The sequence below is a fragment of the Bacillus sp. C1 genome (assembly GCF_054570475.1).
Genome location: NZ_JBTMZT010000001.1, coordinates 794,378 through 808,842 on the forward strand (window position 1 = coordinate 794,378; position 14,465 = coordinate 808,842).

14 protein-coding genes are annotated in these 14,465 nt (G+C 37.6%); all 14 read left to right on the forward strand.

The genetic code is table 11. The features are described from left to right. Window positions 1-12 precede the first annotated feature (12 nt). Complete coding sequence (gene sucD, locus ACX5JI_RS04255) at window positions 13-915, forward strand: succinate--CoA ligase subunit alpha (protein WP_459499833.1); 903 nt, start codon at window positions 13-15, stop codon at window positions 913-915. A gap of 88 nt (window positions 916-1,003) precedes the next feature. After that, window positions 1,004-1,873: a DNA-processing protein DprA gene (gene dprA, locus ACX5JI_RS04260; protein WP_459499834.1), complete on the forward strand. Its 870-nt coding sequence runs from the start codon at window positions 1,004-1,006 to the stop codon at window positions 1,871-1,873. A gap of 144 nt (window positions 1,874-2,017) precedes the next feature. Next, window positions 2,018-4,096: a type I DNA topoisomerase gene (gene topA, locus ACX5JI_RS04265; protein WP_459499835.1), complete on the forward strand. Its 2,079-nt coding sequence runs from the start codon at window positions 2,018-2,020 to the stop codon at window positions 4,094-4,096. Window positions 4,097-4,147: 51 nt separating this feature from the next. Next, window positions 4,148-5,452, forward strand: coding sequence for an FADH(2)-oxidizing methylenetetrahydrofolate--tRNA-(uracil(54)-C(5))-methyltransferase TrmFO (gene trmFO / locus ACX5JI_RS04270; RefSeq protein ID WP_459499836.1), 1,305 nt, complete (start codon window positions 4,148-4,150; stop codon window positions 5,450-5,452). A gap of 65 nt (window positions 5,453-5,517) precedes the next feature. Beyond that, window positions 5,518-6,417: a tyrosine recombinase XerC gene (xerC, locus tag ACX5JI_RS04275; RefSeq protein WP_459499837.1), complete on the forward strand. Its 900-nt coding sequence runs from the start codon at window positions 5,518-5,520 to the stop codon at window positions 6,415-6,417. A gap of 43 nt (window positions 6,418-6,460) precedes the next feature. Next, window positions 6,461-7,003 carry an ATP-dependent protease proteolytic subunit HslV gene (gene hslV / locus ACX5JI_RS04280; RefSeq protein WP_459499838.1) on the forward strand — a complete coding sequence of 181 codons (543 nt, stop codon included), beginning with the start codon at window positions 6,461-6,463 and terminating at the stop codon, window positions 7,001-7,003. Between the two features lie 22 nt (window positions 7,004-7,025). Next, complete coding sequence (gene hslU, locus ACX5JI_RS04285; protein WP_459499839.1) at window positions 7,026-8,417, forward strand: ATP-dependent protease ATPase subunit HslU; 1,392 nt, start codon at window positions 7,026-7,028, stop codon at window positions 8,415-8,417. Between the two features lie 76 nt (window positions 8,418-8,493). Then, the gene (gene codY, locus ACX5JI_RS04290; RefSeq protein ID WP_459499840.1) at window positions 8,494-9,273 is read left to right on the forward strand and encodes a GTP-sensing pleiotropic transcriptional regulator CodY; all 780 of its coding nucleotides are present in this window, start codon (window positions 8,494-8,496) and stop codon (window positions 9,271-9,273) included. Between the two features lie 487 nt (window positions 9,274-9,760). Continuing rightward, window positions 9,761-10,462 carry a 30S ribosomal protein S2 gene (gene rpsB, locus ACX5JI_RS04295; protein ID WP_026590321.1) on the forward strand — a complete coding sequence of 234 codons (702 nt, stop codon included), beginning with the start codon at window positions 9,761-9,763 and terminating at the stop codon, window positions 10,460-10,462. Window positions 10,463-10,544: 82 nt separating this feature from the next. Continuing rightward, window positions 10,545-11,432 carry a translation elongation factor Ts gene (tsf, locus tag ACX5JI_RS04300; RefSeq protein ID WP_459499841.1) on the forward strand — a complete coding sequence of 296 codons (888 nt, stop codon included), beginning with the start codon at window positions 10,545-10,547 and terminating at the stop codon, window positions 11,430-11,432. A 66-nt stretch (window positions 11,433-11,498) separates the two neighbouring features. Beyond that, a complete protein-coding gene (pyrH, locus tag ACX5JI_RS04305) occupies window positions 11,499-12,221 on the forward strand; it encodes a UMP kinase (RefSeq protein WP_459499842.1) in 723 nt (240 codons plus the stop codon). A 2-nt stretch (window positions 12,222-12,223) separates the two neighbouring features. Next, window positions 12,224-12,781 (forward strand): ribosome recycling factor, encoded by a 558-nt coding sequence (gene frr / locus ACX5JI_RS04310; protein ID WP_459499843.1) that lies wholly within the window; start codon window positions 12,224-12,226, stop codon window positions 12,779-12,781. An 85-nt stretch (window positions 12,782-12,866) separates the two neighbouring features. Then, complete coding sequence (gene uppS / locus ACX5JI_RS04315) at window positions 12,867-13,643, forward strand: undecaprenyl pyrophosphate synthase (protein WP_459499844.1); 777 nt, start codon at window positions 12,867-12,869, stop codon at window positions 13,641-13,643. A 17-nt stretch (window positions 13,644-13,660) separates the two neighbouring features. Further along, entirely contained in the window at window positions 13,661-14,452 is a 792-nt protein-coding gene (locus ACX5JI_RS04320; RefSeq protein WP_459499845.1) for a phosphatidate cytidylyltransferase, read from the forward strand. Window positions 14,453-14,465 lie beyond the last annotated feature (13 nt).

The following is a 14,465-nucleotide window of genomic DNA, read 5'->3' on the forward strand; positions in this document are numbered from 1 at the left end:
CGGGGGAGAAAAATGAGCGTATTAGTTAATAAAGATACAAAAGTTATTGTACAAGGTATTACTGGTTCACAAGGTTTATTCCATACAAAGCAAATGATTGAATACGGTACGAAAATTGTCGGTGGTGTAACACCTGGTAAAGGTGGCACTGAAATTGAAGGTGTACCGGTCTTTAATACAGTAGAAGATGCTGTAAAATCAACGGGCGCAAACGCTTCAGTTGTGTACGTTCCACCCGCTTTTGCGGCTGACGCAATTATGGAAGCTGTTGATGCAAAGATTGATTTAGTAGTATGTATTACAGAAGGAATCCCTGTATTGGATATGGTTAAAGTTAAGAAATATATGACAGGTAAACAGACACGTTTACTTGGACCAAACTGTCCAGGTGTAATTACGCCTGATGAATGTAAGATTGGTATTATGCCAGGATATATTCATAAAAAAGGTCATGTAGGTATTGTATCTCGATCTGGTACACTAACATATGAAGCTGTACATCAATTAACTCAAGAAGGCATTGGTCAATCAACTGCTGTAGGTATCGGTGGTGACCCTGTCAATGGTACAGACTTTATCGATGCATTAGAAGCATTTAATGCAGATGAAGAAACACATGCTGTTATTATGATTGGTGAAATTGGTGGAACAGCAGAAGAAGAAGCAGCAGAATGGGTACAAGCAAACATGACAAAGCCTGTCGTAGGTTTCATCGGCGGTCAAACAGCGCCAGCAGGTAAACGTATGGGGCATGCTGGTGCTATTATTTCTGGTGGAAAGGGAACAGCAGCTGAAAAGATTAAAACAATGGAAGCTTGTGGTATTAAAGTTGCTGAAACACCAGCTGTTATGGGTGAAACATTAATTTCTGTTTTAAAAGAAAAAGGGTTATTTGAAACTTGTAAAAACTATTAATCTTTTTGAAAGACACCTTCGTGCTAGAGGGTGTCTTTTTACACTTTTTCTGTTTACATAATAAAAATTATGGGTAAGGAGAATGGTGATGAAAAAGGAACGATTGCTCCATCTTCATTATGTGTTAGCAGATCATTGGAAAGCATTAACTCGCTTATTGTATATCGATCCAGAGGTAAAGAAACTGTATCGCTTTAGTGCGATGGAGTTTGAAAAGCATGCTGGTTTAACCTCAAAAAAATCTTTAGAACTAGTTAACTTCCTACAAACAACTACACCCTTACAATGTATACGTCATTTAGAACAAAACCATATTTTTTATATTACAATATTTGATGAGAACTACCCAAAATTGTTGCGTGAAATACCAGATCCACCCCTTATTTTATATGGAAAAGGGCAAAGGGAGTTTCTTGATAAGGCAAATAAAATAGCGGTGGTCGGAACGAGAAAACCGTCTTTATATGAGAGAAATAGCATACAATCTATTTTACATCCTCTAATACATAAAGACTGGTTAATTGTTAGCGGGTTTGCAAGTGGAATTGATACAATCGCTCATGAAATTACAGTGCGTCAACAAAGTCCGACTATCGCTGTATTAGGGCATGGATTACAGTACATGTATCCGAAGGAAAATAATCATTTTTATAGTATGTGGAAAAAACATATGTTGCTATTAACAGAATATCCACCCCATTATCCTCCGCGAAAATGGTATTTCCCAAAAAGAAATCGAATTATAAGTGGACTTTGTAAAGGGGTCTTAGTTGTAGAGGCAAAAGCAAGAAGTGGATCGCTTATTACTGCAGATCTTGCTTTAGAGCAAAATAGAGAAGTATTTGCGCTTCCTGGTCCTATATTTAAGGAAAGTTCAACAGGGACAAATCAGCTCATTCAGCAAGGGGCCAAACTTGTGCAGAAAGCAGAGGATATTCTCGAAGAATTTTTAATTTAACCTTATATTTTTATGTTTTTATTAAACAATTATTGACAAATGGTAGAGTGGCACTGTATGTTATACTCATTCTTGATTGACAAAAACAAGAGAAATCAATAAGATTAATGAAGACTTGAATCCACCTCTTAAGGAGGCACTAGCATGTCAGATTACCTCGTAATCGTGGAGTCGCCTTCTAAGGCGAAAACCATTGAGAAATATTTAGGGAAAAAATACAAAGTTGTCGCGTCTATGGGACATGTTCGCGATTTACCAAAAAGTCAAATGGGGATAGAAGTGAAAAATAACTTCACTCCGAAATATATTACCATTCGTGGTAAGGGTCCTGTTTTAAAAGATTTAAAATCAGCCGCAAAAAAAGCAAAGAAAGTCTATCTCGCAGCCGATCCAGACCGCGAAGGGGAAGCAATTGCTTGGCATTTAGCGAATTCGTTAAATGTGGACGTTGAATCAGATTGCCGAGTTGTATTTAATGAGATTACAAAAGATGCCATAAAAGAATCATTTAAGCATCCTCGTGCAATCAATATGAATTTAGTAGATGCGCAGCAAACAAGACGGATACTTGACCGTCTTGTTGGTTATAATATTAGTCCTTTATTATGGAAGAAAGTTAAAAAAGGATTAAGTGCAGGACGCGTACAATCCATAGCGGTTCGCTTAATAATTGAGCGTGAAAGAGAGATTCAAAACTTTATTCCTGAAGAATTCTGGACAATTAAAACAGAATTTGTAAAAGGAAAAGACACATTTGAAGCGTCATTTTACGGTGTGGACGGTGAAAAAGTCCAGTTAACAAATGAAGCACAAGTAAAAGAAATAATTGGAAAAATGAAGGACAATGCATTTTCGGTTGAAGATGTGATGAAGAAAGAGCGAAAGCGCAATCCAGCATTACCATTTACTACGTCTTCTCTGCAACAAGAAGCAGCGCGTAAACTAAATATGCGTGCGAAGAAAATCATGATGCTTGCACAGCAACTTTATGAAGGGATAGACATTGGTAAGCAGGGAACTGTCGGTCTTATTACGTATATGAGAACAGACTCAACACGTATTTCAGAAACGGCACAAGAAGAAGCACGTTCTTATATTACTGAGGCGTTTGGTTCGGAATACATAGGAACAGAGAAGAAGAAAGAAACGAAAAAAGCAAATGCACAAGATGCGCATGAAGCCATTCGTCCAACTTCTGTGATGAGAAAGCCAGAGGAATTGAAAAGTTTCTTAAGTCGCGATCAACATCGTTTATATAAATTGATTTGGGAGCGATTTGTTGCAAGTCAAATGGCATCTGCTATAATGGATACCGTTACAGCTAAACTCATTAATAATAATGTTCAATTCCGTGCAAGTGGATCAGTGGTGAAATTCCCAGGATTTACGAAAGTGTATGTGGAGTCAAAAGATGATGGTGCAGAAGAAAAAGATAAAATGTTGCCGCCGTTAGAAATAGGAGAAACCGTATTTTCAAAAGATGTGGAACCGAAGCAGCATTTTACACAGCCACCACCACGTTATACTGAGGCTCGCTTAGTTCGGACGCTTGAAGATCTTGGGATTGGAAGGCCGTCTACTTATGTGCCAACACTCGAGACGATTCAGAAGCGAGGATACGTTGCATTAGACAATAAACGATTTGTTCCTACTGAACTTGGAGGAATTGTAATTGAACTCATTTTAGAGTTTTTCCCAGAAATTATTAATATCGAGTTTACTGCCAACATGGAGCAAAATCTTGATAAAGTAGAAGAAGGAAAAGCGAATTGGGTGAAAGTTGTTGATGATTTTTACGTAGGCTTTGAACCTCGTTTAGAAAAAGCAGAAAAGGAAATGCGTGAAGTCGAAATTAAAGATGAACCTGCCGGGGAAGACTGTGAGTTGTGTGGTCACCCAATGGTCTTTAAAATGGGTAAATATGGGAAGTTTATGGCTTGTTCTAATTTCCCTGATTGCCGTAATACAAAGCCGATTGTGAAAGAAATCGGTGTAACTTGTCCGAAATGTGATAAAGGACAAATTATTGAACGCCGAAGCAATAAAAAGAAACGTCTTTTCTATGGGTGCGGCACATATCCAGAATGTGACTTTGTGTCTTGGGATAAGCCGATTGGTCGGAAATGTCCAAAGTGTGAAAGTATGCTTGTAGAGAAGAAGTTGAAAAAAGGCGTTCAAGTACAATGTATTTCTTGTGATTATGAAGAAGAACAACAAATGTGAGCGTAACTGCTCACATTTTTTTCGGGGTAGAAAAGGAAAGGTGATAAACAGATGACAACACAAGTAGTAAACGTTATTGGTGCAGGTCTTGCAGGAAGTGAAGCAGCTTATCAAATTGCAAAACGTGGTGTCCAAGTAAAATTATATGAAATGAGGCCTGTAAGACAAACACCGGCTCATCATACGGATAAATTTGCAGAACTAGTATGTAGTAACTCGCTTCGCGCGAATACATTAACTAACGCTGTTGGTGTTATTAAAGAAGAAATGCGCCGAATGGACTCTGTCATTATTCGTGCGGCAGATGAATGTTCTGTTCCAGCAGGAGGAGCGTTGGCTGTGGATCGTCATGAATTCGCAGCAAAAGTAACAGAGTATGTGAAAAATCATCCAAACGTAACTGTGATGAACGAAGAAATTACAGAAATACCAGAAGGACCAACTGTTATTGCAACAGGCCCACTTACATCTCCGGATCTTGCTGCACAGCTAAAAGAATTAACGGGTGAAGATTACTTTTATTTTTATGATGCTGCTGCACCGATTGTCGAGAAAGACAGCATTGATATGAACAAGGTATATTTAAAATCTCGTTATGATAAGGGCGAAGCAGCATATTTGAACTGTCCTATGACAGAGGAAGAGTTCGATCGTTTTTATGATGCTTTAATTGCTGCAGAGACAGTGCCATTAAAAGAGTTTGAAAAAGAAGTATTCTTTGAAGGGTGTATGCCTGTAGAGGTAATGGCGGGACGCGGGAGACAAACATTGTTATTTGGACCGATGAAACCAGTTGGATTAGAAGATCCAAAAACAGGGAAAACACCATATGCTGTTGTTCAATTACGTCAAGATGATGCAGCAGGAACGTTATACAATATTGTTGGTTTCCAAACACATTTAAAGTGGGGGCCTCAAAAAGAAGTGTTACAGTTAATTCCAGGATTAGAAAATGCTGAAATTGTACGTTATGGCGTAATGCATCGTAATACATTTATTAATTCGCCTAAGTTACTTCGTCCAACGTACCAATACAAACATCGCGATGATTTATTTTTCGCAGGTCAAATGACGGGTGTGGAAGGGTATGTAGAATCAGCTGCATCAGGTCTATTAGCGGGTATTAATGCAGCGCGTCTTGTAAAAGGCGAGGAGCCAGTTGTATTACCTCCTGTAACTGCAATGGGAAGTATGGCGAATTATATCACTGCAACAAATGCAAAAAACTTCCAACCGATGAATGCAAACTTTGGTTTATTTGTACCGTTAGAAAAGAAAATTAAAAAGAAACAAGAACGAAATGAAGCGTACGCAACACGCGCTTTAGAAACAATTCAAAATTTTGTAAATATTTAGTTAAATTTCTTGCAAAGGCTACTGAGTTGTGCTACAATTTAGTAGCCTTTATTGAGGTGAGTTATATGAATGTGAATAAATTGTTACAATTATTCGTTACATATTTACAAATTGAAAGAAATTATTCAAAATATACAATTGCGAGTTATCAAAATGATTTAGAACATTTTGTGCAATTTATGGAACGAGAAGGTATATCCTCTTTTTTAGATGTTACATACGTAGATGTTCGTTTATATTTAACGATGCTACACGATGAAAAGTTAGCCCGTAAATCTGTCGCAAGAAAAGTATCAAGTTTACGAAGTTTGTATCGTTTTTTGATGCGTGAAGGATATCGAGAAGATAATCCGTTTGCACTTGCGTCACTCCCCAAAAAAGAATGGTCAATTCCAAAGTTTTTGTATAGTGAAGAATTAGAGAATTTGTTTGAAGTTTCTGATATAGAAACGCCGCTAGGTCAAAGAAATCAAGCTTTATTAGAGCTGATGTATGCAACCGGGATTCGTGTGAGTGAATGTGTAGGTTTACAACTTGAGGACATTGATTTTTCGGTAGGAACAATTCTAGTAATGGGAAAAGGCAAAAAACAAAGATACGTACCGTTTGGGGACTATGCACAAGGTGCTTTAATTACTTATATAGAAAACGGAAGAAAACAGTTAGCTAAAAAAACAGAGGAACACTCTCAAATGGTGTTTTTAAATGCAAAAGGCACGCCGTTAACAGATCGAGGTGTACGTTATATTTTAAATGAGCTCATTAAGAAAACTTCTCTTACAATGCGAATAAGTCCGCACATGTTAAGGCATACATTTGCAACGCATATGTTAGATGAAGGCGCAGATTTACGAACTGTGCAGGAGTTATTGGGGCATGAAAATTTATCAGCGACACAAATTTATACGCATGTTTCAAAAGAAAGATTGCGCTCTGTTTACATGAAGCATCACCCACGGGCATAAATTGCTTTTAAAGCTATAAAAACATATAAAGGAGTTTTTTTCTATGGGAAATTTCCACGCGACAACGATATTTGCAGTTCATCATAATGGGGAATGTGCAATGGCTGGAGACGGTCAGGTGACAATGGGTAATGCGGTTGTGATGAAGCATACGGCACGCAAAGTTAGAAAGCTATTTCAAGGTAGAGTTTTAGCTGGCTTTGCTGGTTCCGTTGCAGATGCATTTACTCTTTTTGAAATGTTTGAAGGGAAATTAGAAGAGTACAACGGCAACTTACAACGTGCTGCGGTTGAAATGGCGAAACAATGGCGTGGTGACAAGATGCTGCGTCAATTGGAAGCGATGCTCATTGTCATGGATGAAACAACGATGCTTCTTGTTTCGGGAACAGGAGAAGTAATAGAGCCGGATGATGGTATTTTAGCAATTGGTTCAGGTGGACATTATGCACTTGCAGCTGGCCGCGCTTTAAAGCAACATGCAAGTGAACAGTTAACAGCGAAAGCGATTGCGAAAGCAAGTTTGGAGATTGCTGGGGACATTTGTGTGTATACAAATCACAATATTATTGTGGAAGAATTGTAGAATCGTAAGGGAGGCATTTTATATGCATTTACATTTTACTCCGCGTCAAATTGTAGAAAAATTAGATCAATATATTATTGGTCAAAAAGATGCGAAAAAAGCGGTTGCAGTAGCGCTTAGAAATCGGTATCGTCGCAGTAAATTAGTAGAAGATTTACGTGATGAAATTGCTCCGAAGAATATTTTAATGATTGGCCCTACAGGAGTTGGGAAGACAGAGGTAGCACGACGAATGGCGAAGCTCGTTGGAGCACCTTTTATTAAGGTTGAAGCCACGAAATTTACAGAAGTTGGATATGTAGGCCGAGATGTAGAATCTATGGTACGCGATCTCGTCGAAACTTCAGTTCGCATCGTAAAAGAAGAAATGGTCGTAAAGGTTAAAGATAAGGCTGAGGAACAAGCGAACCAACGACTTGTTGAAATTTTAGTACCAAGTCCGCAAAAACAAACTGGATTTAAAAATCCGTTAGAAATGTTATTTGGTGGAAATCAAAGTACAAATCAGACAGCTGAAACACAAGATGATATAGACGTTGAAAAGAAACGTCAAGAAGTTGAAAAGAAACTCGCTGCCGGATTGCTTGAAGAAGAGATTGTATCGATTGAAGTAACGGAGCAACAGTCTTCTATGTTTGATATGTTACAAGGAACTGGCATGGAGCAAATGGGAATGAATTTCCAAGATGCACTAGGAAGTTTTATGCCGAAAAAAACAAAAAAACGCAAACTTTCTGTAACAGAAGCAAGAAAAGTCTTGACAAATGAAGAAGCACAGCGCTTAATTGATATGGATGAAGTTACACAAGAGGCTGTTTATCGTGCTGAACAGCTCGGGATTATTTTTATTGATGAAATTGACAAAATTGCTGGTAAGCAGTCGAATAGCGTGGATGTATCGCGTGAAGGTGTACAACGTGATATCTTGCCAATTGTCGAAGGATCGAACGTTGCAACGAAATATGGATCGGTGAAAACAGATTATATTTTATTTATTGCGGCTGGTGCCTTCCATATGTCCAAACCGTCTGATTTGATTCCAGAACTGCAAGGAAGATTTCCAATTCGAGTGGAATTAACAAAATTATCGGTAGATGATTTTGTTAAAATTCTTGTAGAACCTGATAATGCTTTAGTGAAACAATATATAGCATTATTGGCAACTGAAGGTATAGAAATTGAATTTTCTGACGATGCTATTCGTAAGATTGCTGAGATTGCTTATCAAGTTAATCAAGATACAGATAATATTGGAGCGAGAAGGCTTCATACCATTATGGAGAAACTTCTTGAAGATTTATCGTTTGAAGCATCTGAAATTACGTTAGAAAAAATAACGATAACACCTCAATATGTAGAGGAGAAATTGGCGACAATTGCCAAAAATAAAGATGTGAGCCAGTTTATTTTGTAATAGTGTCATCAGGTGACTCGCCCAAGTTTCCAAATGATGAAAAAAATGTGAGTAACATGTAGGAGGAAATTTAGAAATGGAATTATTAGCAAAAACGAGAAAATTAAATGCATTATTACAGAGTGCAGCAGGAAAACCTGTAAACTTTAGAGAAATGTCAGACACGATGTGTGAAGTGATTGAAGCGAACGTATTCGTTGTAAGTCGTCGCGGTAAATTATTAGGATATGCAATTCATCAACAAATTGAAAATGAGCGTATGAAGCAAATGCTTGCAGAGCGTCAATTCCCGGAAGAATATACACAAAGTCTATTTAATATTACAGAAACATCGTCTAACTTAGATGTAAACAGTGAATATACAGCGTTCCCTGTAGAGAATAGAGAACTATTTGATCAAGGTTTAACTACAATCGTGCCAATCGTTGGTGGTGGTGAGCGTTTAGGTACATTAATTTTAGCTCGTCTTGGTCAAGAATTTTTAGATGATGATTTGATTCTTGCTGAATACAGTTCAACTGTAGTAGGTATGGAAATCTTGCGTGAAAAAGCGGAAGAAATTGAAGAAGAAGCTCGTAGTAAAGCTGTTGTTCAAATGGCAATTAGTTCATTATCATACAGTGAGTTAGAAGCAATCGAGCACATCTTCGAAGAATTAAGCGGAACAGAAGGTTTACTTGTTGCAAGTAAAATTGCTGATCGCGTAGGGATTACACGTTCTGTAATCGTAAATGCACTTCGTAAATTAGAAAGTGCAGGCGTTATTGAATCTCGTTCTTTAGGTATGAAAGGAACATACATTAAAGTATTAAATGACAAGTTTTTACATGAACTTGCTAAATTGAAAACAAACTAACATGGAGAAAATCTTTCCTCTGAGGAGGAGAGATTTTTTTGTTTTCTGAGAGAATCATTATAAGTTTGTGAGAAGATGATCTTTGCTCTTTATCATAGATAAGTGTGCTTAAAGTGAAATAGAGTGGTAATACTATATAAAAGTGTTTTTGTTTTTACTATGTAATTCACTACTGTGAGAGGTCATAAGGATAACTTGCACTTTTTTACGCAGGGGGAATGGCTCAAGTAGAAAAATTTTGATGGTCTTTCAATTTGTATAGAGAATTGAATCAGAGAAAAAGACGAATAGAATGATAATCAAAAAGAAAGTTTTACATTGTTCGCATTTTCGACTTGATTGTACTATTTCATTATGATATAGTAAGCAGTGGTGTCAGTACAAAGTATACACGTTTACTGATTTAAGTGTTGGTGCTACGTTTGTAGTTTCACTTAAAGATGAAGTAAACGGAGGATATCAAAAACCATTTAGGAGGAACTAAATTATGTCAGTAATTTCTATGAAGCAATTGCTTGAAGCTGGTGTTCATTTCGGACATCAAACTCGTCGTTGGAACCCAAAAATGAAACGTTACATTTTCACAGAGCGTAACGGTATCTATATCATCGACTTACAAAAAACTGTGAAAAAAGTTGAGGAAGCTTTCAACGTAATGCGTAACATCGCTGCTGAAGGTGGAGACATCTTATTCGTAGGTACAAAAAAACAAGCGCAAGAAGCTATTAAAGAAGAAGCAACTCGTGCTGGTATGTACTTCGTTAACCAACGTTGGTTAGGTGGAACGTTAACAAACTTCCAAACAATCCAAAAGCGTATTAAGCGTCTTAAAGACATCGAAAGAATGCAAGAAGATGGTACTTTCGAAGTACTTCCTAAGAAAGAAGTTGTTCAACTTAAAAAAGAGTTAGAGCGTCTTGAAAAATTCTTAGGCGGCATTAAAGATATGAAAGGTCTTCCAAGTGCATTATTCGTAGTAGACCCTCGTAAAGAGCGTATCGCAGTTGCTGAAGCACGCAAATTACACATTCCAATCATCGGTATCGTTGATACAAACTGTGATCCAGACGAAATCGATCACGTAATTCCAGCAAACGATGATGCAATTCGTGCTGTAAAACTTCTTACATCTAAAATGGCAGACGCGATCCTTGAAGCAAAACAAGGTGAAGAGACTGTTACTGCGTAACAAATTTGGAAAGGTGATAAGGGGTTAGGCCTTTTATCACCTTTTTTAAGGTATAAATACATATTTTAGGAGGATGAAAAGTATGGCAATCACTGCACAAATGGTAAAAGAACTTCGCGAAAAAACAGGCGCAGGTATGATGGACTGCAAAAAAGCTTTAACAGAAGTAAATGGCGACATGGAGAAGGCGATTGACTTCTTACGTGAGAAAGGTATTGCGAAAGCTGCGAAAAAAGCAGACCGCATTGCTGCTGAAGGTTTAACTTACATCGAAACAAAAGGTAACGAAGCTTTAATCTTAGAATTAAACTCTGAAACTGATTTCGTTGCGAAAAACGAAGGTTTCCAAGCTTTAACAAAAGAATTAGCTGCTCACTTACTAGCTAACAAGCCTGCAACTACTGAGGAAGCTATGACTCAAACAATTGCAAATGGTAAAACAGTAGAAGAGCACATCAATGAAGCAATCGCTAAAATTGGTGAAAAACTTACTCTTCGTCGTTTCGAAATCGTAACAAAAACTGATGCAGATGCATTCGGTGCTTACCTACATATGGGTGGACGCATTGGTGTAGTAACAGTTCTTGAAGGTTCTACTGATGAAGCAGCTGCTAAAGACGTAGCAATGCACATTGCAGCAGTTAACCCTAAATACATCGACCGCGATGCTGTAACAGCTGAAGAAGTTGAGCATGAGCGTCAAGTATTAACGCAACAAGCTTTAAACGAAGGAAAGCCTGAAAAAATCGTTGCTAAGATGGTTGAAGGTCGCCTAGGTAAATTCTTTGAAGAGATTTGCTTACTTGACCAAACATTCGTTAAAAACCCTGATATGAAAGTTCGTCAGTTCGCTGAATCTAAAGGCGGAACAGTTAAAGGATTCGTTCGCTATGCTGTTGGTGAAGGTATCGAGAAGCGTGAAGACAACTTTGCTGAAGAAGTAATGAACCAAGTAAAAGGTAGCAACTAATACAGTTTAGGGAACACATTGTGTTCCCTTTTTTAAAATAAAGATGTAAGCAATTGGAGGTTCATTATGGGTAAACCGAAATATAATCGTGTTGTTTTAAAGTTAAGCGGTGAAGCTTTAGCTGGTGAAAAAGGATTTGGGATTAATCCAGCTGTTATTAAGTCAGTTGCAGAACAAGTGAAAGAAATTGCAGAACTTGATGTAGAGGTTGCTGTTGTTGTAGGTGGCGGTAACATTTGGCGTGGGAAAATTGGAAGTGAAATGGGCATGGATCGCGCAGGAGCGGATTACATGGGCATGTTAGCGACAGTTATGAATTCATTAGCTCTTCAAGATAGTTTAGAGAACATTGGCATTCAAACGCGTGTTCAAACTTCTATTGAAATGCGTCAAGTGGCAGAACCTTATATTCGTCGTAAAGCGATTCGTCACTTAGAGAAGAAACGTGTTGTGATTTTCGCAGCGGGTACAGGTAATCCATATTTCTCTACAGATACAACAGCGGCTTTACGTGCTGCAGAAATTGAAGCTGATGTTATTTTAATGGCGAAAAATAATGTAGACGGCGTTTACAGTGCAGATCCGTCTATTGATGAAACAGCTACGAAATATGAAACACTGACATACTTAGATGTATTAAAAGAAGGTTTAGGTGTAATGGATTCTACTGCTTCTTCATTATGTATGGATAATGATATTCCATTAATTGTATTCTCGGTTATGGAAAAAGGAAATATTAAACGTGCCGTTTTAGGCGAAAATATCGGAACAATTGTAAGGGGGAAATAAATATGGGACAACAAGTATTAAAAAATGCAAATGAAAAAATGGAAAAAGCAGTTGCTGCTTATTCTCGTGAATTAGCGTCAGTTCGTGCTGGTCGTGCAAGCGCGTCTGCTTTAGATAAGGTACAAGTTGATTACTATGGCGCACCAACACCTGTTGTGCAATTAGCGAACATCACAGTTCCTGAAGCACGTCTACTTGTGATTCAACCTTATGATAAAACATCTATCGGTGATATCGAAAAGGCAATCTTAAAAGCTGATTTAGGATTAAACCCTTCTAACGACGGATCGGTAATTCGTATCGCGTTTCCTGCATTAACGGAAGAACGTCGTAAAGATTTAGTGAAAACTGTTAAGAAATACGCTGAAGAAGCAAAAGTGGCAGTTCGTAACGTACGTCGTGATGCGAATGACGATCTTAAAAAGCTTGAAAAAGCTGGCGATATTACAGAAGATGACTTACGAGGATATACTGAAGATATCCAAAAAGAAACAGATAAATATATTGCAAAAGTTGACGAGATCGCAAAAAACAAAGAAAAAGAAATCATGGAAGTGTAATAGCGATAACTTCGCAATTATGACCCTCTTCTTAAGGGGGTCTTTTTACACTTTTAGGCATACGTCTGCTTGTTGGAGGGTATGAATGATGTTTAAAAAATTTCCTTTTTTTAAAGGTAAAAAGGTCACATCGTTTGATCATCTCATTGAAAAAGTGAAAGAGGGCTATATCCCAGAGCACATTGCAATCATTATGGATGGTAATGGAAGATGGGCAAAGAGAAGAGCAATGCCTCGTATTGCTGGACATCATGAAGGAATGCAAGTAGTAAAAAAGATTACGAAATTTGCTAGTAAACTTGATGTGAAAGTGCTGACTCTTTATGCTTTTTCTACTGAGAACTGGAAAAGACCGAAAAAGGAAGTAGATTATTTAATGAAACTTCCAGAAGAATTTTTAGGTGCATTTTTACCAGAGTTAATTGAAGAAAATGTACAAGTTCGAGTAATTGGACAAAAAGATCGTCTTCCTACGCATACGCGCAGAGCGATGGAAAAGGCCATGGAAGATACAAAAGAGAACACGGGATTAATTCTCAATTTTGCGTTAAACTATGGAAGTCGCGATGAAATCGTTTCTGCTGTGCAACATATGGTGAAAGATGGCGAAGAAGGAAAAGTTCGTTCAGAAGATATAAATGAAGAAATGATTTCTTCATACTTAATGACAAGTTCTTTACCTGATCCAGACCTGCTTATTCGTACAAGTGGGGAATTGCGTATTAGCAATTTCATGCTATGGCAAATTGCGTATTCGGAGCTTTGGTTTACAGATGTGTATTGGCCAGATTTTACCGAGGAACATTTGCTAAATGCGATTACAGACTTTCAACATAGGGGGCGCAGATTCGGAGGCGTGTAGAAAGAGAGGGTTTGGTAGTGAAACAGAGAATTATTACTGGAGTGATTGCTGCCGCGCTATTTATCCCCATCGTATTTTACGGTGGCGTGCCTTTTACAGTTTTAGTGTATGCACTTGCTTCTATTGGATTGTATGAATTAGTTCGTATGAACAAGCTTACACTTATTTCGGTACCAACATTTTTAGCTGCATTATTACTATGGATTACTTTAGTTCCAAGTAGTGCGCGAGGAGTTTTTGATTGGATTGGATTGGATAAATTAGAAATCACATTTGTGATTGTTTTATTACTGTTATCATATACAGTTCTTTCAAAGAATACATTTACTTTTGACAATGCTTCATTTTTACTTATGGCAACAACATATGTTGCAATGGGCTTCTTGTATTTAAATGAAACAAGAATAGCGGGAATTGAATATGTGTTTTATGCATTATTTGTTATTTGGGCAACTGATTCAGGTGCATATTTCATAGGGAAAGCGATTGGAAAAAGAAAATTATGGCCAGAGATTAGTCCGAATAAAACGATAGAAGGTTCATTAGGCGGTATTTTTTGCGGTATAGTTGTTGCTTTTGTATATAATATGTTCTTCCAAGTGCATGAGAATATTGGAATGGTAATCGTTGTTACAATCGCAATATCTATTTTTGGACAAATTGGTGATTTAGTGCAATCCGCATTTAAACGCCATTACGGTGTGAAAGATTCAGGTACAATTTTACCTGGACATGGTGGGATATTAGATCGAACAGATAGTTGGTTGTTCGTATTACCAATTTTACACTTCTTACATTTCATTTCATAACAAAACGAGGGGC

Coding starts and splice junctions, on each gene's coding strand:
- sucD (WP_459499833.1), top strand. CDS start 13: ATGAGCGTATTAGTTAATAAAGATACAAAAGTTATTGTACAAGGTATT.
- dprA (WP_459499834.1), top strand. CDS start 1,004: ATGAAAAAGGAACGATTGCTCCATCTTCATTATGTGTTAGCAGATCAT.
- topA (WP_459499835.1), top strand. CDS start 2,018: ATGTCAGATTACCTCGTAATCGTGGAGTCGCCTTCTAAGGCGAAAACC.
- trmFO (WP_459499836.1), top strand. CDS start 4,148: ATGACAACACAAGTAGTAAACGTTATTGGTGCAGGTCTTGCAGGAAGT.
- xerC (WP_459499837.1), top strand. CDS start 5,518: ATGAATGTGAATAAATTGTTACAATTATTCGTTACATATTTACAAATT.
- hslV (WP_459499838.1), top strand. CDS start 6,461: ATGGGAAATTTCCACGCGACAACGATATTTGCAGTTCATCATAATGGG.
- hslU (WP_459499839.1), top strand. CDS start 7,026: ATGCATTTACATTTTACTCCGCGTCAAATTGTAGAAAAATTAGATCAA.
- codY (WP_459499840.1), top strand. CDS start 8,494: ATGGAATTATTAGCAAAAACGAGAAAATTAAATGCATTATTACAGAGT.
- rpsB (WP_026590321.1), top strand. CDS start 9,761: ATGTCAGTAATTTCTATGAAGCAATTGCTTGAAGCTGGTGTTCATTTC.
- tsf (WP_459499841.1), top strand. CDS start 10,545: ATGGCAATCACTGCACAAATGGTAAAAGAACTTCGCGAAAAAACAGGC.
- pyrH (WP_459499842.1), top strand. CDS start 11,499: ATGGGTAAACCGAAATATAATCGTGTTGTTTTAAAGTTAAGCGGTGAA.
- frr (WP_459499843.1), top strand. CDS start 12,224: ATGGGACAACAAGTATTAAAAAATGCAAATGAAAAAATGGAAAAAGCA.
- uppS (WP_459499844.1), top strand. CDS start 12,867: ATGATGTTTAAAAAATTTCCTTTTTTTAAAGGTAAAAAGGTCACATCG.